The sequence below is a fragment of the Klebsiella grimontii genome (genome assembly GCF_900200035.1).
Lineage (GTDB): Bacteria > Pseudomonadota > Gammaproteobacteria > Enterobacterales > Enterobacteriaceae > Klebsiella > Klebsiella grimontii.
On record NZ_FZTC01000021.1, the window covers coordinates 1 to 20,272 of the forward strand.

Annotated in this window: 21 protein-coding genes; 10 read left to right on the plus strand and 11 right to left on the minus strand. The window is 56.8% G+C overall.

Features of this window, described 5'->3' with window-relative positions:
• The 5 genes from KOSB73_RS20335 to KOSB73_RS20355 form a co-directional block, all read left to right on the plus strand.
• Positions 1-1,726 (plus strand): fimbria/pilus outer membrane usher protein (locus tag KOSB73_RS20335; RefSeq protein ID WP_098140890.1); only part of this gene is annotated, 1,726 nt, incomplete at its 5' end.
• A gap of 10 nt (positions 1,727-1,736) precedes the next feature.
• Positions 1,737-2,264, plus strand: a complete 528-nt coding sequence (fimF, locus tag KOSB73_RS20340) for a type 1 fimbrial adaptor subunit FimF (RefSeq protein WP_024359987.1) — start codon at positions 1,737-1,739, stop codon at positions 2,262-2,264.
• A 12-nt stretch (positions 2,265-2,276) separates the two neighbouring features.
• On the plus strand, positions 2,277-2,780 hold the full coding sequence (fimG, locus tag KOSB73_RS20345; protein ID WP_004138850.1) for a type 1 fimbrial minor subunit FimG: 504 nt from the start codon (positions 2,277-2,279) through the stop codon (positions 2,778-2,780).
• Between the two features lie 17 nt (positions 2,781-2,797).
• Entirely contained in the window at positions 2,798-3,703 is a 906-nt protein-coding gene (locus tag KOSB73_RS20350; protein WP_024359988.1) for a fimbrial protein, read from the plus strand.
• Entirely contained in the window at positions 3,690-5,165 is a 1,476-nt protein-coding gene (locus KOSB73_RS20355; protein WP_171820865.1) for an EAL domain-containing protein, read from the plus strand. Before KOSB73_RS20350 ends, KOSB73_RS20355 begins: the two co-directional genes overlap by 14 nt.
• A 38-nt stretch (positions 5,166-5,203) precedes the next feature.
• Here KOSB73_RS20355 and KOSB73_RS20360 read toward each other — a convergent pair whose 3' ends face one another.
• Together KOSB73_RS20360 and KOSB73_RS20365 are read right to left on the minus strand one after the other, a co-directional pair.
• Positions 5,204-6,532, minus strand: a complete 1,329-nt coding sequence (locus KOSB73_RS20360) for a 6-phospho-alpha-glucosidase (RefSeq protein ID WP_049089510.1) — start codon at positions 6,530-6,532, stop codon at positions 5,204-5,206.
• A gap of 11 nt (positions 6,533-6,543) precedes the next feature.
• Positions 6,544-8,079, minus strand: coding sequence for a PTS transporter subunit EIIC (locus tag KOSB73_RS20365; RefSeq protein WP_064342923.1), 1,536 nt, complete (start codon positions 8,077-8,079; stop codon positions 6,544-6,546).
• Positions 8,080-8,337: 258 nt separating this feature from the next.
• Here KOSB73_RS20365 and KOSB73_RS20370 point away from each other — a divergent pair, with 258 nt between their 5' ends.
• A complete protein-coding gene (locus tag KOSB73_RS20370; protein WP_098140892.1) occupies positions 8,338-9,036 on the plus strand; it encodes a GntR family transcriptional regulator in 699 nt (232 codons plus the stop codon).
• A gap of 84 nt (positions 9,037-9,120) precedes the next feature.
• Here KOSB73_RS20370 and KOSB73_RS20375 read toward each other — a convergent pair whose 3' ends face one another.
• From KOSB73_RS20375 to KOSB73_RS20390, 4 genes are all read right to left on the minus strand, one after another.
• The gene (locus KOSB73_RS20375) at positions 9,121-9,459 is read right to left on the minus strand and encodes a DUF1869 domain-containing protein (protein ID WP_098140926.1); all 339 of its coding nucleotides are present in this window, start codon (positions 9,457-9,459) and stop codon (positions 9,121-9,123) included.
• Positions 9,460-9,467: 8 nt separating this feature from the next.
• A complete protein-coding gene (locus KOSB73_RS20380; protein ID WP_098140894.1) occupies positions 9,468-9,800 on the minus strand; it encodes a TehB family protein in 333 nt (110 codons plus the stop codon).
• Between the two features lie 205 nt (positions 9,801-10,005).
• A complete protein-coding gene (locus KOSB73_RS20385) occupies positions 10,006-11,931 on the minus strand; it encodes a putative bifunctional diguanylate cyclase/phosphodiesterase (RefSeq protein ID WP_024359991.1) in 1,926 nt (641 codons plus the stop codon).
• Positions 11,932-11,941: 10 nt separating this feature from the next.
• Positions 11,942-12,439, minus strand: a complete 498-nt coding sequence (locus KOSB73_RS20390) for a putative pterin-binding protein (RefSeq protein ID WP_004138833.1) — start codon at positions 12,437-12,439, stop codon at positions 11,942-11,944.
• A 303-nt stretch (positions 12,440-12,742) separates the two neighbouring features.
• Here KOSB73_RS20390 and shiA point away from each other — a divergent pair, with 303 nt between their 5' ends.
• Both shiA and KOSB73_RS20400 read left to right on the plus strand, forming a co-directional pair.
• A complete protein-coding gene (shiA, locus tag KOSB73_RS20395) occupies positions 12,743-14,077 on the plus strand; it encodes a shikimate transporter (RefSeq protein ID WP_098140896.1) in 1,335 nt (444 codons plus the stop codon).
• A 9-nt stretch (positions 14,078-14,086) separates the two neighbouring features.
• Positions 14,087-14,818 carry a lipoyl protein ligase domain-containing protein gene (locus KOSB73_RS20400; protein WP_098140898.1) on the plus strand — a complete coding sequence of 244 codons (732 nt, stop codon included), beginning with the start codon at positions 14,087-14,089 and terminating at the stop codon, positions 14,816-14,818.
• Here the strand turns inward: KOSB73_RS20400 and KOSB73_RS20405 are convergent.
• Positions 14,811-15,728, minus strand: coding sequence for a LysR family transcriptional regulator (locus KOSB73_RS20405; RefSeq protein WP_004138824.1), 918 nt, complete (start codon positions 15,726-15,728; stop codon positions 14,811-14,813). The two genes, KOSB73_RS20400 and KOSB73_RS20405, sit on opposite strands and share 8 nt — an antisense overlap.
• A 114-nt stretch (positions 15,729-15,842) precedes the next feature.
• Between KOSB73_RS20405 and KOSB73_RS20410 the strand changes: the two genes are divergently transcribed.
• Complete coding sequence (locus KOSB73_RS20410) at positions 15,843-16,232, plus strand: tautomerase family protein (RefSeq protein WP_049087413.1); 390 nt, start codon at positions 15,843-15,845, stop codon at positions 16,230-16,232.
• A gap of 49 nt (positions 16,233-16,281) precedes the next feature.
• On the opposite strand, the gene KOSB73_RS20415 is transcribed toward KOSB73_RS20410, so the two are convergent.
• The gene (locus tag KOSB73_RS20415) at positions 16,282-17,013 is read right to left on the minus strand and encodes an HPP family protein (protein WP_049099671.1); all 732 of its coding nucleotides are present in this window, start codon (positions 17,011-17,013) and stop codon (positions 16,282-16,284) included.
• A 185-nt stretch (positions 17,014-17,198) separates the two neighbouring features.
• Between KOSB73_RS20415 and KOSB73_RS20420 the strand changes: the two genes are divergently transcribed.
• Positions 17,199-18,308 (plus strand): adenosylhomocysteinase, encoded by a 1,110-nt coding sequence (locus KOSB73_RS20420; RefSeq protein WP_049087414.1) that lies wholly within the window; start codon positions 17,199-17,201, stop codon positions 18,306-18,308.
• Between the two features lie 378 nt (positions 18,309-18,686).
• Here the strand turns inward: KOSB73_RS20420 and cobS are convergent, their stop codons facing one another.
• The 3 genes from cobS to KOSB73_RS20435 all read right to left on the minus strand — a co-directional run bounded on the left by cobS (position 18,687) and on the right by KOSB73_RS20435 (position 20,229).
• Positions 18,687-19,427, minus strand: a complete 741-nt coding sequence (gene cobS, locus KOSB73_RS20425; RefSeq protein WP_024359996.1) for an adenosylcobinamide-GDP ribazoletransferase — start codon at positions 19,425-19,427, stop codon at positions 18,687-18,689.
• A gap of 39 nt (positions 19,428-19,466) precedes the next feature.
• Positions 19,467-19,700 (minus strand): bifunctional adenosylcobinamide kinase/adenosylcobinamide-phosphate guanylyltransferase, encoded by a 234-nt coding sequence (locus tag KOSB73_RS20430; RefSeq protein WP_004138801.1) that lies wholly within the window; start codon positions 19,698-19,700, stop codon positions 19,467-19,469.
• A gap of 193 nt (positions 19,701-19,893) precedes the next feature.
• The gene (locus KOSB73_RS20435) at positions 19,894-20,229 is read right to left on the minus strand and encodes a DUF496 family protein (RefSeq protein WP_004103624.1); all 336 of its coding nucleotides are present in this window, start codon (positions 20,227-20,229) and stop codon (positions 19,894-19,896) included.
• Positions 20,230-20,272 lie beyond the last annotated feature (43 nt).

Genomic DNA, 20,272 nt, shown 5'->3' on the forward strand with positions numbered 1-20,272 from the left:
TGCCCGCGGCACCGCTCAGGTGTCGGTGAAGCAGAACGGCTATGAGATTTACCAGAGCACGGTGCCGCCCGGTCCGTTCACCATCAACGATCTCTACTCCGCCGGCAGCGGCGGCGACCTGCAGGTGACCATCAAAGAGGCCGACGGCAGCAGCCAGGTCTTCACCGTCCCTTACTCGTCCGTTCCGGTGCTCCAGCGTGAGGGCCATACCCGCTATGCCGTCACCGCCGGAGAGTATCGCAGCGGCAGCAATCAGCAGGAAAAACCGACGTTCTTCCAGGGGACTCTGCTGCGTGGTCTCCCGGCGGGCTGGACGCTGTACGGCGGCACCCAGCTGGCGGACCGCTACCGCGCCTTTAACCTCGGCGTCGGCAAAAATATGGGGGAGCTGGGGGCGCTGTCGCTGGATATCACCCAGGCCAACGCCACCCTGCCCGATGACAGCGAGCGTCAGGGGCAGTCGGTACGTTTCCTCTATAACAAGTCGCTGACGGATACCGGCACCAATATTCAACTGGTGGGCTACCGCTACTCGACGCGCGGCTATTTCAGCTTCGCCGACACCACCTACAGCCGGATGAGCGGCTACAACGTCGAGACCCAGGACGGGGTGATTGAGGTAAAGCCGAAGTTCACCGATTACTACAACCTCGCGTACAACAAGCGCGGCAAAGTGCAGCTCAGCGTTACCCAGCAGTTGGGGCGTACCGCCACGCTTTACCTGAGCGGCAGCCACCAGACCTATTGGGAGACCAGCAAGTCCGACCGGCAGCTCCAGGCCGGGCTTAACGCCGCCGTCGACGATATCAACTGGACCCTGAGCTACAGCCTGACCAAAAACGCCTGGCAGCAGGGTCGTGACCAGATGCTGGCCGTCAACGTCAATATTCCGTTCAGCCACTGGATGCGATCCGACAGCAAGTCGGCCTGGCGACACGCCAGCGCCAGCTACAGCATGTCCAACGATCTGAACGGCAGGACCACCAGCCTGGCGGGGCTATACGGCACGCTGCTGGAGGACAACAACCTGAGCTACAGCATGCAGACCGGCTACGCCGGCGGCGGTGAGGGCAACAGCGGCGGCACCGGCTACGCGGCGCTGAACTACCGCGGCGGCTACGGCAATGCCAACGTCGGCTACAGCCGCAGCGACGGCATCAAACAGCTGTACTACGGCCTGAGCGGCGGCGTGCTGGCCCACGCCGACGGCGTCACCCTGAGCCAGCCGATGAACGACACGGTGGTGCTGATCAAAGCCCCCGGCGCAGACAATGTAAAAATAGAAAACCAGACCGGGGTCCAGACCGACTGGCGCGGCTACGCCGTTCTGCCCTACGCCACCGAATACCGGGAAAACCGGGTGGCGCTGAACACCAACAGCCTGGCCGATAACGTCGACCTGGACGACGCGGTGGCCAGCGTAGTGCCAACCCACGGCGCGATAGTTCGCGCGGAGTTTAAGGCCCACGTCGGACTCAAGCTGCTGATGTCGCTCATCTATAACGGTAAGCCGGTTCCCTTCGGCGCGCTGGTCACCTCTGTCGGCAGCCAGGGCAGCAGCATCGTCGCCGATAACGGCCAGGTTTATCTGAGCGGGATGCCGCTGGTCGGCAAAGTACAGGCGAAATGGGGTGAAGGCCCGAATGCCAGCTGCGAGGCGAACTACAGCCTGCCGCCGGAAAAACAGAGCCAGATGCTGATCTCGCTGTCCGCCGAGTGCCGCTAAGGAAACCATGATGAGAAAAAACTTCTACCTGCTGAGCGCCCTCGTATCACTGGCGGTCAACAACGCCAGCGCGGCGGACAGCACCATCACCATCAGCGGCTACGTCCGCGATAACGCCTGCGCCGTGGCGGGTGAATCGAAAGATTTTACCGTCGATCTGATGAATAACGCCGCCAGGCAGCTTCATGCGGTTGGGGCGACCACGCCGCTGGTGCCGTTTCGCATCGTGCTGTCGCCCTGCGGCAGCTCGGTCACCGCCGTCAAGGTCGGCTTTGTTGGCGTTGCCGATAGCAGCAATACCGAACTGTTAAAGCTCGACGGCGGGGCTTCAGCGGCGGCAGGCATGGGCGTGCAGATCCTTGACGCGCGGCAAACGGCGCTGCCGCTCAACGCCGCTTCGTCAGCGATCGCCTGGACCACGCTGACCCCCAGCCAGGCCAACACGCTGAACTTTTACGCCCGGCTGATGGCCACCCAGGTGCCGGTGACCGCCGGACACGTTAATGCAACCGCAACCTTCACGCTTGAATTTCAGTAACCGGAGGCGCTGATGAACCCGACCTATTCCGGATGGCTGCTGGCCGCGATGCTGGCGGCGTCCTCCCCGACGCTACAGGCCGCCGACGTCACCATTACCGTTAACGGCAAAGTGGTGGCCAAACCCTGTACGGTTTCCACCGTTAACGCCACCGTCGATCTCGGCGATCTCTATACCTTTAGCCTGGTGTCCGCCGGCTCTTCGTCGCCCTGGCATAGCGTGGCGCTCAACCTGAGCAACTGCCCGGTCGGCACATCGCGGGTCACCGCCAGCTTCAGCGGCACGGCGGATGCCACCGGCTATTACAAAAACCAGGGTACCGCCGGCAATATCCAGCTTGAGCTCCAGGATGCGGGCGGCACCACGCTGAATACCGGCGCGAGAAAAGAGGTACAGGTGGATGACGCCACCCAGACCGCCAGCTTCCCGCTCCAGGTCAGAGCGCTAACGGTCAACGGCGGCGCTACCCAGGGAACGATCCAGGCGGTGATTAACGTCACCTATACCTACGCCTGAGCCAGGAGAAAAGAGGAATGAAAAAAATAGTCACCCTGTTGTTAACGCTGCTGCTGGCGGGCTGGTCGCTCAACGCCTGGTCGTTCGCCTGTAAAACCGCCGCCGGGGTGACAATCCCCATCGGCGGCGGCTCGGCGAACGTTTACGTGAACCTCGCGCCGGCGGTCAGCGTCGGGCAGAACCTGGTGGTGGATCTCTCGACGCAAATTTTTTGCCATAACGATTTCCCGGAAACCATGATCGACTACGTGACGCTGCAGCGCGGTTCAGCCTACGGCGGCTTACTGTCGAGCTTTTCCGGCACCGTCAGGTATAACGGCGTCAGCTATCCGTTCCCGACCACCAGCGAAACGGCGCGCATGACCTACAATTCCATTGTTGATAGCCCCTGGCCCACCGTCCTCTATCTGACGCCCATCAGCAGCGCGGGCGGCGTCGCGATTTCCGCCGGTTCATTAATCGCGGTCCTGATCCTGCGCCAGACCAACAACAAGGATAATGACGACTTCCAGTTCGTATGGAACATTTACGCTAACAACAGCGTCGTGGTGCCAACCGGCGGCTGCGACGTTTCCGCTCGCGATGTGACGGTGACGCTGCCGGAATATCCCGCGTCAGCCGCCATTCCGCTGACGGTTTACTGCGCGCAAAACCAGAATCTGGGCTACTACCTCTCCGGTACCACGGAGAACGCGGCCAATTCGATATTTACCAATACCGCCTCGGCCTCCCCTGCCCGGGGGGTGGGCGTTCAGCTAACCCGTAACGGCAGCGTCGTTCCCGCCAACACCACGGTGTCGTTAGGCAACGTCGGAACCTCGGCGGTCAGCCTCGGATTAACCGCCAACTACGCGCGCACCAGCGGCCAGGTGACCGCGGGTAACGTGCAGTCAATTATCGGAGTGACCTTTGTTTACGAATAACCCCCCGCCCCCTGCCGGCAGGCGGCAGGTCGACTGCATCCTGTCGCCCTGTTCGCTGGCCGCCGAGGGGCTGGTGCGGATAATAGAGGAAGGGGGAACCCGGCCCGTCGTGCTGCCGTCAGAGTCGCCTGCCCTACCGGCTGGCGTTCGCCGCGTGGTGGTCTTTCTCCCTGAAGCTCCCGCCCGGCTTCTCGCCACCCTGAAGCGGGCTGCCGCGCTGCTGGCTCGGTCCGCCACGCCGCTTCCCATGCTGTTTCTCAGCCGCAGCCCGGCGAGCTGGCTGTGGTCCACCCTGCTGCATCAGGTCGCCGACCGTCGCCTGCTTTCAGCCGTGCGGGCCGCCGCATCCGATCTGCCGGTCCCCAGCCTGGCGGCGCTGCTGCGCGACGCCATACTCGACGGCTATCCTTCCCTTGAACAGCTGGCAGAGGAAGAGATGCGAGCTTTCGGCAAGCGCCCCGCCGGGCTCACCAGGCCGGAGCTGGACGCCATCCTCGGTTTACTCTGCGGCTACAGCGCCAGCGCTCAGGCGAAACGCCGCGGCATCAGCCACAAAACGCTCTACAATCAAAGAACCGCAGGATTAAAAAAAATGGTGGAACACCATCCTGAAATGGCCCCCGGTTTTCCCGGCAGCCAGATACGAGAACAGAAAAGCGAGCCCATCGCCGCCCTTTCCGCTTTCGAGCGCGAACTCGTCCATGCGATCCACACCCGACATATCTTCCCGGTTTTCCAGGCCATTGCCGATGAACGCCGGCAATTAAAGGGGATGGAGATCCTCTCCCGCTGGAACCGAAACGGCAGCGTGCTGCTTGCCGATGAGTTTTTACCGCAAATAGGCTCGGAATATGCCTGGCTGGTGCTCACCGCTTTTGTGCTTCAGGAGGCGGTACAGAATATCAACCGGCATTCTGGCGAATGCTATTTCGCCGTGAATATTCCCGCCGCCGTCGCCAGTAATGATAACCTGCTTCGCATGATGGAAACCGCGCGCCAGCAGCTGCGTCAGCCACAGCGGTCGCAGAGGCTGGTGCTCGAGTTCGCTGAAAACAGCGACCTCAACCGCCACGGCAAAACAGCCGACAATATCGCCCGCCTGCAAAAGCGCGGCTTTCGTATCATGCTCGATGGCTGCTTCTCGCAAAGCAGCGTGATGTTTCCGGTACGTACGGTGAGATTCAACGCCTACAAGCTGGATATGAGCATCGTCAATGATATGCAGCGCGATCCGCACGCGCTCGCCCTGATTAAAAGCCTCATCCACTACTGCCAGTTGACCGACAGCCGCTGTCTGGCGGAAGGCGTGGACAGCCGGGATAAATTTAACAAACTCAAAGCGCTGGGCGTCGACTCTTTTCAGGGGGACGCCATCGCTGCGCCGGTAGGCAGGGAAAACGTGGCGGAGATGATGGCGGAGCTCTCAGGCGAAGCGGAGCCGCAGTCCGGCGTCGCAGTGTAGTCAGCGCCCGACGGGAGACATCGGGCGTTGACAGCGCATTAGCGCAGTTCCGGCCAGTAGCCGCGGTTGGCCACAATCAGTTCATCAAGGATCGCTTTTGCCACCGAAGCGCTCGGTACGGTTTTGGACAGGGTCATCGCCTGCCACAGCTTCTGATAGCTTCCTTCAACCCAGGCATCCACCACCAGTTTTTCAACCGCCACCTGCTGCTCCATCATCCCCTTTTGAAACAGCGGGATCTTACCCATCGCCAGCGGCTCGGGGCCATTAACGCCCACCAGGCAAGGCACTTCGACCATCGCGGTATCGTCAAAATTCGCAATAGCGCCGTTGTTTTCCACAATCAGCAGCATTCTCTCCTGAGTGTTAAAGGCGATGGCGCAGGCGAGGTCAACGATAAAGGTCGCATGCGCCCCGGCATGGAAATGCGCCGCTTTGCCGCTCTGCCGGGCGACGATTTCTCTGGCCATATCAAACACCTCCTTCTCTCTCCCCGCCATCACCTCGTTGGCGCGAGTAAAGTCGGGGTCCGAATGGGCCACCTCATAATCGGCATAAAAATAGTATTTCAGATAGGTATTGGGCAAGGTGTCGGTATCCAGCGCAAAGACGTCCTTCACCTTTTTGAAGGTCTCAATCCAGCTCGGCGCTTTATGCTGAAAATCCTCTTTCGGACTGCAATAGCCCAGTTCGGCAACGTGGTTTTTTAAGGCCGGCATGAGATCGTTACCGGCCTTGTCGGTAATGCTGGTCCACCAGCCAAAATGGTTCAGGCCGAAATAACGCACGTTCATCTCTTTACGCGATTTAAGTCCGAGAATATCGGCAAATAACCCTTCGATGGCCACCGGCATATCGCAAATATTAATAATTTTGGCCGTTGGGCGTAGCCGACGCGTGGCCTCGGCCACGATAGCCGCCGGATTGGAATAATTAAGCATCCACGCGCCGGGTGAATACGTTTCCATATAATCAACCAGTTCAAGGACGCCGGCGATAGAGCGCATACCATAAGCGATACCGCCCGGTCCGCAGGTTTCCTGGCCAATCACGCCATGCTTAAGCGGGATTTTCTCGTCTTTTTCGCGCATCTCATAAAGGCCTACGCGAATATGGGCCATCACAAAATCGACGCCGGTAAAGGCTTCCTGCGGATCGGTGGTGAAGCTAAATGCGACTTGCGGATAGCGTTCAGCCACCAGAATCGCACAGGCTTCACCGATAACGCTTTGCCGATCGCGATGATTATCATAGAGACGAATTTCGCTCAGCGGAAACCTGTCCATATTTTCCAGCAGCATCATCACAATTCCCGGCGTGTAGGTACTGCCGCCGCCTGCAATAGTCACAACAAATTTATTTTTCATCTTCCACCTCATTATTCATGCACATCTAAATAGCGATTCACAGCGTTACGGATTTTATTAACCCCTAAACCATAAATAACCTGAACGTGATGACCTTTAATAATGACGCTGGTACCGCCGCTGGTCTTCAGAATATGTTCCTGAATCAATGCAGGGTCCCGCACGTCAACCCGAAGTCGCGTAAAACAATTATCGACAGAACAGACATTTTCTTTGCCGCCAAGGCCGAGGATGACCTGCTCCCCTGACGCCGCGTCAGGCGAACCTGCGCTTGGCGGTTGATTAACCACGGCGACCTCTTGTTCCTGGCCGGGCGTTCGCATTTTGAAATGGATAATCATAAACTTACCGACATAATACATTGCCGCTGTTTCCATTAGCCCCAGCGCGACAAACACGGGCCAGCGCGTGAGATGCGCTCCCGCCGGAATGTTGTAAACAATAAAGTCGATAATGCCGTTGGTGGCGCAGACCCGTACATCAAGCAGCCACGCCAGCATCTGGAAAAACCCGTCTAACAGCGAATAAACCAGCCACAGCAGCGGTGCGGTAAAGATAAATAAAAACTCAAAAGGTTCGGTTATGCCCACCAGGAACGAGGTCACAATCAAAGGAATCAGCGTGATTTTTAACTTTTGCTTATTTTCGGGCCGGGCGGTTTTATAAAAGGCCAGCGCCATTCCGGCGGTACCGAATATTTTCACCATCCCGTAGGTGAGAAATCGCGCCGAATCGCTTAACGCGGCCCCGGTGTTATTGGCGATTTCCGCGAGGAAAATGGGTTTTGCCCCCACTACCGTCTGTCCATCAATCAACAGCTGTCCGCCAATGGAGGTAAACACAAACGGCGACCAAATCAGGTGGTGTAATCCGGTCGGAATAAGAAAACGATTGAGAAAACCATACAGAAAAACGCCCGCGGCCCCGAAGGTTTTCATCACCCCGGTCAGCGCCGAGATGCCGTGTTCCACGATCGGCCAGACATACACCGTGGCGATGGCAAATACGCCGACCAGCGGGATCATGATAATCAGGACCAGCTTGCTATTGCCATAAATAGAGAATGCGCCGCGAAACTCAATTTCGACAAACCGGTTATGAATAAAAGCGACCGCGCAGCCAAGAATGATGCCAAGAAATACGCCCATATCAATGACCTGGAAACCAAAAATATAGGTTTGTCCGCTGCCGTAAAGCTGCGCGTTACTGGCGCCGGCGGCGAGGCGCTGGGTCAAGGTTAGCCAACTATTATTCGCCGCCAGGTACATAAACCAGGTCATTGCGGCAACAAAAGCCGCTTCCGCTTTGCGGGTTTTAGCCAGCCCCCCCGCCAGCCCGAGGCAAAAGAAGAAGCCAAGGTTGTTCATCACTGCCCACAGCATGCTGGAAACGTATTTCCCCAGCAGATAAAGCGAGCTGTCTTCCGCTAGCCAAATTTTATTGGTTGTCATACTGAGCAACGCAATCAACAGACCAATCACCGGCAAATACAACACAGGCCCAATCATGGCCTTCGAAAAATCCTGTAATTTTTTTACCCCGATCATTCTCACCCCCGTACTGCTTATCGACCGTCAGCGCTCGAAACATGCGATTCAGCCTATGCGTCGACCGAAATAAATCAGAGGAGTTAAATCGTCATCTGTGATGAAAGTCATATATATCTTGAAGTAATAGATATATAAATAAAATCAAATAAATAGATGACAGCTAAGACACGAAAATCTATAAAAATAAATATAATTCTAAAATCAATAAGATAGAAACAAAATTCAATAAACAGCGCCGCCAGGAGACATCTATAAGTGATATACAAATTAATCGCCGGCAGGCTAAAAAATCGCATCAATAGCGATGAGTTTGAGGTCGGAGATGCGCTCCCGAGTGAAAAAGCGCTGGCCGGGGAGCTGGAGGTCTCAGTGATGACCATCCGTAAGGCGCTCACGCTGCTGGAGAGTGAGAAACTGATCGTCAAGCGTCACGGCAGCGGTTCATACGTGGCGCGCAAGAGCAATTATCACGGTGGGGAGCTTGACGGGTTCAACTACCAGATGCACATCGGCGGCGTCACCAACTATCATAACAAGGTTATTGAGTTCACGATGATCGATGCGCCTCTGGCGATCGCACAACAGTTGAAAATTGAGCCGGGTGAAAAGGTCTATTACGTCAGACGCATCCGGATGATTGACGACTCGCCTATTCTGATTGAAAACAGCTATATACCGGTGTCGATTTTTCCCTGGTTAAGCGTCGGAAATCTGGAAAGATCGAAATTTAACTATTTCAAGAAAGAGTGCAATATCACCATTCTGGAGAGCCACCGCAGCTATACCCCGGTTCTCGCCACCCGCGAACAGGCAGAGCTCTTGCAGGTTCCACAAAACAGCCTTTTGCTACGGGTGCAGTCAATCAGCTATGCGCATAACAATACCATTGTCGATTTATCCGATATTTACCAAAATACCAACAAATACAATGTCAAACACATCACTCGCCGCTAAAAACCGCTGGCTACCGCTGACGCGAATGGCGCTGGTCAACGCGGGGTGACCAGCGTCAGCTGACGATTTGCCTTCGGCACACGACTACCAGCCGCAGACGTTAGTCTCTTCGTCGGACTCGTAGCCGCGGACAATATTAATCAGGTCTTTTACCGCGTCGGCCGCCGTCTGCGGATCCTGCAGCCCGGCCAGGGTCGCAAATTCGCTATCGACCGACACGCCGTTATTATTATTGGTCACCGTTAATATAAATCCTTTTCCTCCGGCGTTATCCGCCGACAGCGTAGAAATAAGTTCAGACACGGCCTGGGCGGCGATATCAGGTACATAAAGAGCCATCGGCTTAAGATAGACTTTTTCTTTTTTCTCTTTATTGTTGCCGTTGATAACCGCTAACGCATAGCCTTTATTTTCACTGTTCATCATAATGCCTATCCTTCGATCAGAATTTTAGGGTCAACGTAAAAATCAACATTAAAAATGGTATCCTCCGTTAACGCCTCGATGCGGTGCCATTTCTCAGGGGGAAAAACGCCAAATTCGCCTTCGGCAATGGTCAGGGTTTCCAGCGGATCCACACTGGTCTCATCAGCATATCCAAAATAGCGGATCGCACCGCGCATGACCGACAGACGCGGATAGACGCCCTGGCGGGTACCGGCATCCAGGTGCCGCTTCCAGATTGAGGCCGGCGCCGTCTGTTTGGTCCACAGCGGCGTGCTCCGGGTATGCACATAGTGGGTAGGAATAATGATTCGCTGCATGATTTTGCCTCTCTTAACGCGCCGCATATACGGTCGGAACCAGGAAAATATGTTGCATATGATATACCCCTTTCAATCGCTAAGGGTATTATTTTTTAACGACACGAATCTCTACCCCTATTTATACCTATTAGGGATTACAGCGATTTAAAATAAATAAGGGCAATGTTCAGCTAAATTAACATTGCCCTTATTAAGAGATGAACTACCTGTTTTCGGGTGAATTAAGCGGCCCCGGCTTACCGATTAAATAGCCCTGTACCAGGTCACAGCCTAATTTGCGTAACGACTGCAGCTGCTCTTCTGTTTCGACCCCTTCAGCCACGATACGCATATGCAGGCTTTTGCCCATGCTGATAATCAGCCTGACGATATCGAGGTCATCTTTCTGGTCAGGAATATTAATGACAAAAGAGCGGTCGATTTTTATCTTATCAAAGGGGAAGTAGCTTAAACGCGATAACGAAGAGTAGCCGGTACCAAAATCATCAATCGAGATCTGCACCCCGAGCTCGCGCAGCTGGCTGAGGATCTCTAAAGAGCGGGTATTTTCGTTAAAGACGTCAGATTCGGTGATCTCCAGATCCAGACGATGCGGGTCAAGCCCGGTGCTTCTCAATATGGCCACCACGGTATCGGTCAGCGAGCTATTAATCAGCTGAATGGGCGACACGTTAACCGACACTTTTAGCGGCGACGACCAGCTGGCGGCCGCTTCGCAGGCGGTTCTCAACACCCACTCGCCCAGCTGATTAATCAGGCCAATCTTCTCCGCGACCGGGATAAATTCGGTCGGCGGAACGCTGCCGCGCAGCGGATGGAACCAGCGCACCAGCGCTTCGTAGCCGTAGATTTCACCGTTCAGGGTGTCAGCTATCGGCTGATAGTAAACCCTGAACTCACCTTTGTTCAGCGCCTGCATGAGATCATCTTCGAAGGATTTGTTTTCCTGCTGGCGCTGAAGCAACCCAGGGCGGTATACCTGGACTTTACCGGACCCCGCTTTTTTCGCTTCATACAGCGCCAGATCGGCGCATTTATATAAATAGTCGGTGCGGCTTTCGCCGTCAGAGATAACAATCCCGATACAGGCGCCAATCTGGATCAGCGTATCGTAAATCTGATACGGCTGACTGATCTTTTCCCGGATCGCCTCCGCCCGCTCCAGCGCCATTTCCTCGTTGAGATCGTGCGAAACCAGAGCAAACTCGTCCCCTCCCAGCCGGTACAGCGTTTCTGACGTTTTGCGAAAAAAGGAGAGACGGCTGGCCAAATCCTGCAGCAGCTTATCCCCGGCATCGTGCCCCTGGGTATCGTTGACGTCCTTGAAATTATCCAGGTCAAACAGCATGACGACCGCCGAGCCGTTATAAGGCCGCACCTGATTAACGACCTCCTGCAGACGTTGCCAGAAAGAGAGCCGGTTGGGCATACCCGTCAGCGAATCATGATAGGCATCGTACTGCAGCCGACGGTTCTGCACCTGAAGCTTCTCTTTTGAAGCCTGCAGATCGGTTGCCAGTAATTTCATCCGCACGTGGGCGCGACGCAGGGTGTTATTCTGCTTCAGCATCAACAGCCCAAGAGTGATACACAGAATAATCAGCAGAATAGAAATAGCCGAATAGATGTAATACAGGTTCTGTATTTTATCGTGGGTCAGATTAACAAGATTAAAATCCTGGGCGAGTGAAGTAGACGCAAGCGAGGTCAACGGCCCGTCGAGAGTGCTCATCTCCTGCAGCATCAGCTTCAGCTGCGCTGTCGACATGGTATCCAGCTGCTTATCCAGCCGGCCCAGAAGACCAATCAGGCTGTCAACTATCGCCTTACGGTGAGGATCTTTGCCGATAAACTTTCCCAAATCACCCTGCTGCAGCAGCGCGATCTGGCTCATCATAATTTCCAGGCGCAGGCGTACCTCATCGTGGTCGCTTCCCTTCACCTCCAGCCCCATCGCGCTTAGCCGCGCCTCGAGGCGCATGTACTCGGAGACTATCTGGGAAACGGACCACGAATCGGTATAACGCGTTAATTTTTGCAGCTCACTTTGCCGCTCATGCACCAGATAAGTAATGTAACCGGTCACAAGGAAGAGCAACAAAATAATGGCAGTGAGTATTCGATTCAAGATCAAACCCTTACTCAATTATAATCTTCGAAACCTGCCATGCCGAACGGGAATAATAAATCTGATTCTGCAATTCCGGGCTACTGTCGTAGGGATAAACAATAAATAAAGGCCCTTTATCGCGAATGCGCATATATTCGCCGTTCATTTTTAAAGCCAAAATTACCGGAAATTTATGAAAATCATCGATGGGTACGATGGTGGTGTAATCGTTTAGCGCCAGCACCCGCGCCGACTTACCTTTGGCACCGACTAAATCCATGAGTTTACTGAGGGAAATGCCGTCAAAGCGCACCTTTCCCGAGTACCACGGCGTGGTTGTGATCACCGTTTGCATCCCCAGCTTTTCTAATGCCGCGACATCAAAAACGGCGGTATCACCCTCATTCGTATTACTAATCAGGCCGGAAATAGTTAAAACGGGTTGGCCCACCGGCGCTGGCAGTTTTTCTGCAAAAGCGGAAGGGGAAACCATAACACAAAATAAAGCTGCAAAAATTAAACGCATTTAACTCACCCTTCCGAAATTGGAGACTTGTTAATTGTAAACCATTTAAGTCATTTCTTAAAAGGTGTCCCCATTGAGTTCAAAAATTAAAATTAAAAACAATAAGCGGACTCCGAAGCTCACATTCTGAACGCGTCGCAAAGACGTCCCGCGCCCGGTTAAGCAAACCCTTTATGCCTTTAAACGCCCAGAGCAGGTAAAAATCTTTTCTCTTAACCATCCGCGCGGTAGTCTCAAGGCTGGCGCGGATCCGAAAAGCGTCTCATTCCAATAATTAAAAACTCAGCAACAGACAGGACAGGTATGGACTCAACGTTAATTTCTCAACGCCCCGGCAAGGAGGCATGCTCACTCAACCGCGCCCGCAGAGCGGCCTGGGGCAGCTTCGCCGGGGCCGTGGTCGACTGGTACGACTTTCTTCTTTATGGCATCACCGCCGCGCTGGTATTTAACCGGGAGTTTTTCCCGCAAATCAGCCCGGCAATGGGCACCCTCGCCGCGTTTGCCACCTTCGGCGTCGGCTTCCTCTTCCGCCCTCTCGGCGGCATTATCTTTGGCCATTTCGGCGATCGCCTCGGCCGTAAACGCATGCTGATGCTGACGGTGTGGATGATGGGGATCGCCACCGCCTGTATCGGTCTGCTTCCCTCCTTCAGCCAGATTGGCTGGTGGGCGCCGGTTCTGCTGGTCCTCCTGCGCGCCGTCCAGGGTTTTGCGGTGGGCGGTGAATGGGGCGGCGCGGCGCTGCTGGCGGTAGAGAGCGCGCCGAAAAATAAGAAAGCGTTTTATAGCAGCGGCGTACAGGTGGGCTACGGCGTCGGGCTGCTGCTCTCTACCGGGCTGGTATCGCTGATAAGCGCCAGCACCACCGATGAACAGTTCCTCAGCTGGGGCTGGCGCCTGCCGTTCCTGTTTAGCGTCGTGCTGGTGCTGGCGGCGCTCTGGATCCGCAACGGCATGGCGGAATCCGCCGAATTTGAACAGCAGCAGCGCGAACAGCAGGGGCAGCCAAAGAAAAAGCGTCTGCCGGTCGTGGAAGCGCTATTCCGCCATCCGGGCGCGTTCTTAATGATTATCGGTCTGCGTCTGTGCGAACTGCTGACCATGTATATCGTCACCGCTTTTGCGCTCAACTATTCGACGCAAAACCTCGGTCTGCCGCGCGAGCTGTTCCTGAATATTGGCCTGCTCGTCGGCGCCATCAGTTGCCTGACCATCCCCTGCTTCGCCTGGCTGGCGGACCGCTTCGGTCGACGCCGCGTCTATATCATCGGCGCGCTGATCGGTACCCTCAGCGGCTTCCCGTTCTTTATGGCGCTCGAAAGCCAGTCTTACTTCTGGATCCTGTTTTTCGCGCTCATGCTGGCGAATATTGCGCACGACATGGTGGTTTGCGTACAGCAGCCGATGTTTACCGAAATGTTCGGCGCCAGCTATCGCTACAGCGGGGCCGGGGTGGGATATCAGGTCGCCAGCGTCGTCGGCGGCGGTTTTACGCCGTTTATCGCCGCCGCCCTGGTCACCTTATCCGGCGGCGCCTGGCATAGCGTCGCTATCTACTTGACCGCGGGCTGCCTGCTCTCCGCCCTCACGGCGATGCTGATGAAACCCAGCCGCCATGACGAAGAACCTCAGTAAGGAGAAATGATGACTCAGGATCCCTGCTGGCCGCTGCGCGTTAACCACCAGCAGCTGCCGGTTCGCTACTGCGCCGACCCAACGCTGGCCGAGCAACCGCTGTTTGACCGGGCTCGCGACGGGGAAGCGGTGGTTCAGCTCTGGCAGGCCCCGCAGGGGTTTGTGGTGCCGGGAAGCTATCGGAAATTTGCTGAACTCCCGGCGACGAGCGAGCAGTTCGCCAGCCGGGGATGGCCGGTCTGGCTGCGCCGCTCCGGCGGCGGGCTGGTGCCGCAGGGGCCGGGAATTGTCAATCTCAGCCTGGCCTGGCCGGTTTATCACTCGCTGGGCGAAGCCGCAGAGCCGATTTATCTTTCCCTCTGCGCGCTGCTGCAGCGCACGCTGGCGACTTTCGGCGTGGCCAGCCACTTCCAGGCGGTCAATGGTTCTTTTTGCGATGGTCGCTATAATCTGGCCTGCGGCGAGGGCGAGAATGCGCGAAAAATAGCCGGCACGGCCCAGTACTGGCGACCGATGGCGGAAGGTCAAGGCCATGTGGTTCTCGCGCACGCGGTGGTGTTGCTGGATGCCGACCTGGCAGCGGCTCACCGGGCAGCCAATGATTTTGAAGCCCGGCTCGGCAGTGGGCGGGTTTACCGCGCCGATAAAACCGTGACCCTGGCGGAGCTGATTTCAGACGGGGCCGATTTGCTGCCGCGCTTTCGCGAGGCGCTGGCGCAGCAGCTCGATAATATCAGCTGAAGGTCGCCTTCAGATAGCGGCTAAAGGCCTCTACCGCCCGCGATACGCGTGGCGTGTAGGGGCGAATGACGTAGAGACTTTCCGCAAACACATCCACCGGCCGCCATCCCGGCAGCAGCTCCTGTACCAGCCCGCGGCCAATCGCCTCCCTGGCGCTAAAATCCGGCAGTAAGGCAACACCCAGCCCCGCCAGCACCGCGTCGCGCAGGGATTCGCTGTTATTGGTGGCAAACGGCCCCTGCACCTTAACGCTCACCCGCTCGTCGTTGCGCTCAAAGGTCCAGTGCGGGCTTTGCGGCCCGCGCGGGTAGGTCAGGCATTGATGCTGACGCAACGCGTCAGGCGAATCGGGACGGCCAAAGCGGCGAATATAGTCCGCCGAGGCGACCACCAGGGTAGCCGTACGGCACAGCGGCCAGGCCACGTGGGTCTCCGGCAGCAGCTCGCGACGACAGTGGCGAATGGCGAGATCGAACCCCTCGCTGGCGAGCGACACCAGCCGGTCGGTCACCTCCAGTTGGAGATGAAGCTGCGGATGCTGATGCAGAAAAGGGGTAATGGCCGGGACTAGCTGCTGGCGTGAGAACGCCACCGGCGCGGTCAGGCGCAGCGTACCGCGCAGCGGGCCGCCCTCCTCATCGCAGGTGCCGGTAAAGATCTCGCGGATCTGCCCAAACGGCTCGTTCAGTTCCGCCACCAGCCGCAGGCCATCTTCGCTTAGGGTCACGCTACGGGTGGTGCGGTGCACCAGGGTTTTCCCGGTGACCCGCTCCAGTTCGCTAATTTTCTGGCTAATGGCGGATTTGCTGACCGCCAGCTTTTCCGCAGCGCGGGTATAGCTTTTTTGCTCCTCCAGCACCGTAAGCCAGTACAAATGGGTCCAGTAAATTTCCGGGCGTATCTCGCGCATATCGATTGTTCACAGAGAAAAACAATGCGTTCAAATATAGCGGTTTTTGTCGTCGTCAGCATTGGTTAGCATCACATTCACAGACCGTTAACCCGACAATAAGGATCATCTGCTATGCCATTACTGACGTTTGATATCATTGAAGGACGCAGCGAAAGCGAGATCAAAACCCTGCTGGATGCGGCACATCGCGCCGTCGTGCAGGCGTTCAAGGTGCCAGAGCGCGACCGCTACCAGATTGTTCATGAAAACAAAGCCTACCATATGATCGTTGAAGACACCGGGCTAGGGCTGACGCGCAGCCGGGAGGTGGTGGTGGTGAGGGTATATACCAGCCCGCGCAGCGAAGAGCAGAAGCAGCTTTTTTATGCCATCCTGCAAGCTGAACTCCAGGAGCACTGCGGGCTGAGCGGCGACGACCTGATGATCTCGGTAATCAGCAACCACAAAGGGGACTGGAGCTTTGGCCGCGGCGTGGCGCAGTACGTTACCGGCGAACTGTAGCCCTGGCGGCGATGCGGAGCGCCGCATCGCCCTGCGGGGGGCGGGAAAATCAGGATCGGCGGGCGCCGGCGATACGCTGTCTGGCCTTTTGTTCTATATTTTCCAGCAGCTCCTGCACATCGTCTTCATCAATGTCGAGAAACTGGCCATCCAGCAGGGCCGCGTGAATATCATCGCGGGTCACCGACAGGCCCAGCGGCACCGCTTTAGCCTTCACCTCTTCCGCGGCCAGCGGGTGCGGGTAGCGTCGTCCGACCAGGTTGTTGAAGACGATGGCCAGCAGCGCCAGCATCAGGGAATTGAGTAATACCGGGGTCAGAACAAAGTGGTAGCCCTCGCTCTGTATCCCCACCCCGCCGAGGATCGCCGTTAACGCCACCGCTCCGCCCGGCGGATGCAGGCAGCGCAGGAAGTACATGCCGGCGATCGCCAGCCCTGCCGCCACGCCGCAGGCCAGCGCCAGGTTCGGGATCGCTATGCCCACGGTCACGCCGATCAGCGCCGAGAGCACGTTGCCGCCGACAATCGACCAAGGCTGGGCCAGCGGGCTGCTCGGGACGCCAAACAGCAGTACCGCCGAGGCGCCCATAGGGGCGATAAACCAGATATTAACCTCGCCTAACAGCCAGTGGCTGAACAAGCTGGTCACCGCCAGGCCCGTCCCGGCGCCGATCGAGGCCAGAACAATATGTTTTCTGGCGACCGGTAAGGCGTGTGGCTTCAGGCGACCGAGAAAAATGCGGATCCGCGAAAAGAGCGATCCGGGTAATACGCTTAACATCCTGCTGCTCGCTTACGTCATCGTAAAAACTTATGCTTTATTTTCTTTTTTTAACCTTATTTTAACAACCATGTCTTTATCGTGGCTTTTTGCCATTCATTTTGTGAATGTAAAAACGGCGCGCGCTACGTTAAAATCCCCTCACCTCTGGGTATCAGCATTCTATGGATTGAAGGTCAAACACGTTGAATAACAAAATAAAATTAGAGAAAGAAATCGCATGGGCCAGTCAGAATATGCCGCGCACTCTGCGTCAGGTCGCCGCCCTGCCCGATCTCAGCGAGGTGCGTCTGGCCTGCTGTATGCATCTCGATATGAAAATGATCCCGCTGGTGCAGGGAATTCTGGAAAAAGGCGCGAAGGTTTTTCTCACCACCTGTAACCCAACCACGGTACAGGATGAGGTGGTCGCCTGGCTGGTGGAGCGCGGCGCGGAGGCCTGCGCCTGGCGCGATATGAGCGATGCCGACTGGCAGCAATCGTGGGAAAAAGCGATTGCCTGGCAGCCGACGCATCTGTGCGAAATGGGCGCGGATATCACGACCCTACTGCATCAGCGCGGGGAGTTCGGCAACGTTGTCGCCGGGCTTGAAGCGACAGGTTCGGGCGTGAGCCGTCTGGGCGATATTCGTCCTGGCTATCCGATTTTTAACTGGGATGATTTGCCGGTTAAGGAAGGACTGCACAACCGTCATATGGTCGGCCTGACCGCGTGGCATACCTTTTTCCAGACAACCCACCTGACCCTGCATGAGAAAAAAGTGCTGGTCATCGGCTATGGTCTGGTCGGCCAGGGCGTCGCGGCGGCAGCGAAGGCCTTCGGCGGCCAGGTGATGGTGGCGGAAATCGACCCGGCACGGAGATTACAGGCGGCCTATGATGGCTGGCACGTCGTTGAATTACAGGAGGCTATCGCCTCGGCGGACGTGGTGGCCACAGCGACCGGCGGCAAAAAAGTCGTTAACCGCCAGGCGCTGGATAAGTCCAAAGATGGGGTGTTTATCCTCAACGTGGGTCACGTGGCGGAAGAGATTGACTGCGAGTACCTGCGTCAGTTTGCGCAGGAAGAGGTCATGCCCTATATCAACGCTTACCGGATGGGCGATAAAACCGTTTATCTGCTGGCGAACGGTTCGATGCTCAACCTGACCGCGGGCTTTGGCGATAGCCTGAACGCCTTTGACGTCACCCTGGCGGTGATGGCCAGCGGCATTCAGCATATTGTGACCGACGGCATGACGGCACCGGCGGACGTTTATCTCCTGCCGCAGAGCGTATGGCAAAAAGCGCTATAGCCATAGGTGCCGGATAATATCCCGGCACATTTCCCGGAGGCGGCGCGAGGCGCCTGTCCGGGCTACCGCCCCGCAGAGCGCTGCTAACCCGTAGCCCGGCTAAGCGCAGCGCGAGCCGGGGAGAAGCCACGCCGATTCGTCAACCCCGGCATATTTCCCGAAGGCCGCGCGATGCGCCTGTCCGGGCGACCGCCCCGCAGAGCGCTGCTAACCCGTAGCCCGGCTAAGCGCAGCGCGAGCCGGTGAGAAGCCACGCCGATTCGTCAACCCGGCACATATCCCGAAGGCCGCGCGATGCGCCTGTCCGGGCTACCGCCCCGCAGAGCGCTGTTAACCCGTAGCCCGGTCAGCGCAGCGCCACCGGGAAGAAAGCCAATCCTACAGCAGGGCCAGCAGAAATATGACTTCGCCCAGCTCAATCGCCGCGCCTAACGTGTCGCCGGTTTGCCCGCCCAGAGTACGCTTCAGCGCCTGACCCAGCGCCCAGACCAGCACCAGCGTGATAAGCGCCGCGCGCAGACCGTTAACTCCGAGCAGCACTGTCGCCAGCGCCAAAGCGATCCCCATGGTAATCAGCGTCTGACGCAGCGTGATTTTGCCGATAAACAGGTTGCCCAGCCCCTCTTCGCGGGCGTAGCGCTGGCGATACATCAGCAGCACCGCCATACCGCGGCCGACGGCGCAGGCGGCTGCCAGCGCGGCAAGCGTCGACGTGCCGCGCAGCGCCACCTCGCTGACCACCAGCACTTTCGCCATTAGCACGAAAATCAGCGCCAGCCCGCCGTGAGTGCCCAGCCGACTGTCGCGCATAATTTCCAGCATCCGTTCGCGCCGGCGGGCGGAGAAAATGCCATCGCAGGTATCCGCCAGTCCATCAAGATGGAAGCCGCCGGTCAACAGCGCCAGCGCCAGCACGCCGAGCAGCGCGGCAAGCGGGCTGCCGCACCACGGCTGGAGCAGCATCACGACGGCGCCGGCAATCGCCCCGAGCAGCAATCCGACCAGGGGGAATGTGACTATACTGCGTTGATATTGTTCAATTTCCAGCCCCTGGGATAAACGCGCCGGGACCGGCAGGCGGCTAATAAACGATAATGCGGCAAAAAAAGACTTAATCATTGAGAGAGGACTCCTGTCGATAAACCCCGCGGCCAGCGGTTATTCATCTCCGCCGCCGGCCGTAACCTGACTTGTGCGCGCGGCTTGAGCGCGGCCGCGTTCTTCCAGCCGCCAGTGGGCAAGCCGGGTATCACGGTGGTGTTGAATGCGCGCGGCGATTTGATTGTCGGATATCCGGGAGGTAGCGATGTAGATCGCCGAAACGAAAGAGTTGAGTAAAGATTCGGCGTCGCGGCGTTGGCCGCTATGGGCGTCGCCGGTAATCAGTATCATCGCGGCGGCACCTGTTGCAGGGACAGCATGAGATAAACCCTTCCGATATCAATATGTTTACCGCGGAAGTATACCAAATTCCTCGGGAAAGATTCAGCGTTGCATGGGGTGTTTTGCGAAGGATTTGCGAGATGGCGCAAGAGAAAGAAGAGGAACTCCGGCAGCGAGCGCCGCCGGAGCGCTTAAACGGGAATTACTCGGCAGATTTATCTTCTACTTTCGCTTCGCCCATTGCTTTCAGCTTTTTAGAGATGTCGCGACGTTCTTTGGAGATCTCGGCGTTTTTGATGATGTAGTCGTCAACGCGATCTTCGTAATCGCTCTTCATGCTGGCAATGATGCCCTGAATAGCTTCAACGCTCATGCCCGGCTTGATGTAGTCGCTCAGGTTGTCCAGCAGCAGGACGCGCTTCTGGTTATCACGGATCTTTTTCTCAACGTCCTGAATTTCACGCTGCAGTTTGTTCTTACGACGATACAGGCGAACAAACTCCAGTACGTCCTGGAAAGAAGGCTTAGTTGTTTCCATTTTTATACCCCTAATATTTGAGATTCGGATTCGCTAAAGCGAC

Excerpts from the sequence above, each read along its gene's own strand:
- fimF (WP_024359987.1), top strand. The coding sequence starts at position 1,737 with ATGAGAAAAAACTTCTACCTGCTGAGCGCCCTCGTATCACTGGCGGTC.
- fimG (WP_004138850.1), top strand. The coding sequence starts at position 2,277 with ATGAACCCGACCTATTCCGGATGGCTGCTGGCCGCGATGCTGGCGGCG.
- KOSB73_RS20350 (WP_024359988.1), top strand. The coding sequence starts at position 2,798 with ATGAAAAAAATAGTCACCCTGTTGTTAACGCTGCTGCTGGCGGGCTGG.
- KOSB73_RS20360 (WP_049089510.1), bottom strand. The coding sequence starts at position 6,532 with ATGAAAAATAAATTTGTTGTGACTATTGCAGGCGGCGGCAGTACCTAC.
- KOSB73_RS20365 (WP_064342923.1), bottom strand. The coding sequence starts at position 8,079 with ATGATCGGGGTAAAAAAATTACAGGATTTTTCGAAGGCCATGATTGGG.
- KOSB73_RS20375 (WP_098140926.1), bottom strand. The coding sequence starts at position 9,459 with ATGAACAGTGAAAATAAAGGCTATGCGTTAGCGGTTATCAACGGCAAC.
- KOSB73_RS20380 (WP_098140894.1), bottom strand. The coding sequence starts at position 9,800 with ATGCAGCGAATCATTATTCCTACCCACTATGTGCATACCCGGAGCACG.
- KOSB73_RS20390 (WP_004138833.1), bottom strand. The coding sequence starts at position 12,439 with ATGCGTTTAATTTTTGCAGCTTTATTTTGTGTTATGGTTTCCCCTTCC.
- shiA (WP_098140896.1), top strand. The coding sequence starts at position 12,743 with ATGGACTCAACGTTAATTTCTCAACGCCCCGGCAAGGAGGCATGCTCA.
- KOSB73_RS20400 (WP_098140898.1), top strand. The coding sequence starts at position 14,087 with ATGACTCAGGATCCCTGCTGGCCGCTGCGCGTTAACCACCAGCAGCTG.
- KOSB73_RS20405 (WP_004138824.1), bottom strand. The coding sequence starts at position 15,728 with ATGCGCGAGATACGCCCGGAAATTTACTGGACCCATTTGTACTGGCTT.
- KOSB73_RS20410 (WP_049087413.1), top strand. The coding sequence starts at position 15,843 with ATGCCATTACTGACGTTTGATATCATTGAAGGACGCAGCGAAAGCGAG.
- KOSB73_RS20415 (WP_049099671.1), bottom strand. The coding sequence starts at position 17,013 with ATGTTAAGCGTATTACCCGGATCGCTCTTTTCGCGGATCCGCATTTTT.
- cobS (WP_024359996.1), bottom strand. The coding sequence starts at position 19,427 with ATGATTAAGTCTTTTTTTGCCGCATTATCGTTTATTAGCCGCCTGCCG.
- KOSB73_RS20430 (WP_004138801.1), bottom strand. The coding sequence starts at position 19,700 with ATGATACTGATTACCGGCGACGCCCATAGCGGCCAACGCCGCGACGCC.
- KOSB73_RS20435 (WP_004103624.1), bottom strand. The coding sequence starts at position 20,229 with ATGGAAACAACTAAGCCTTCTTTCCAGGACGTACTGGAGTTTGTTCGC.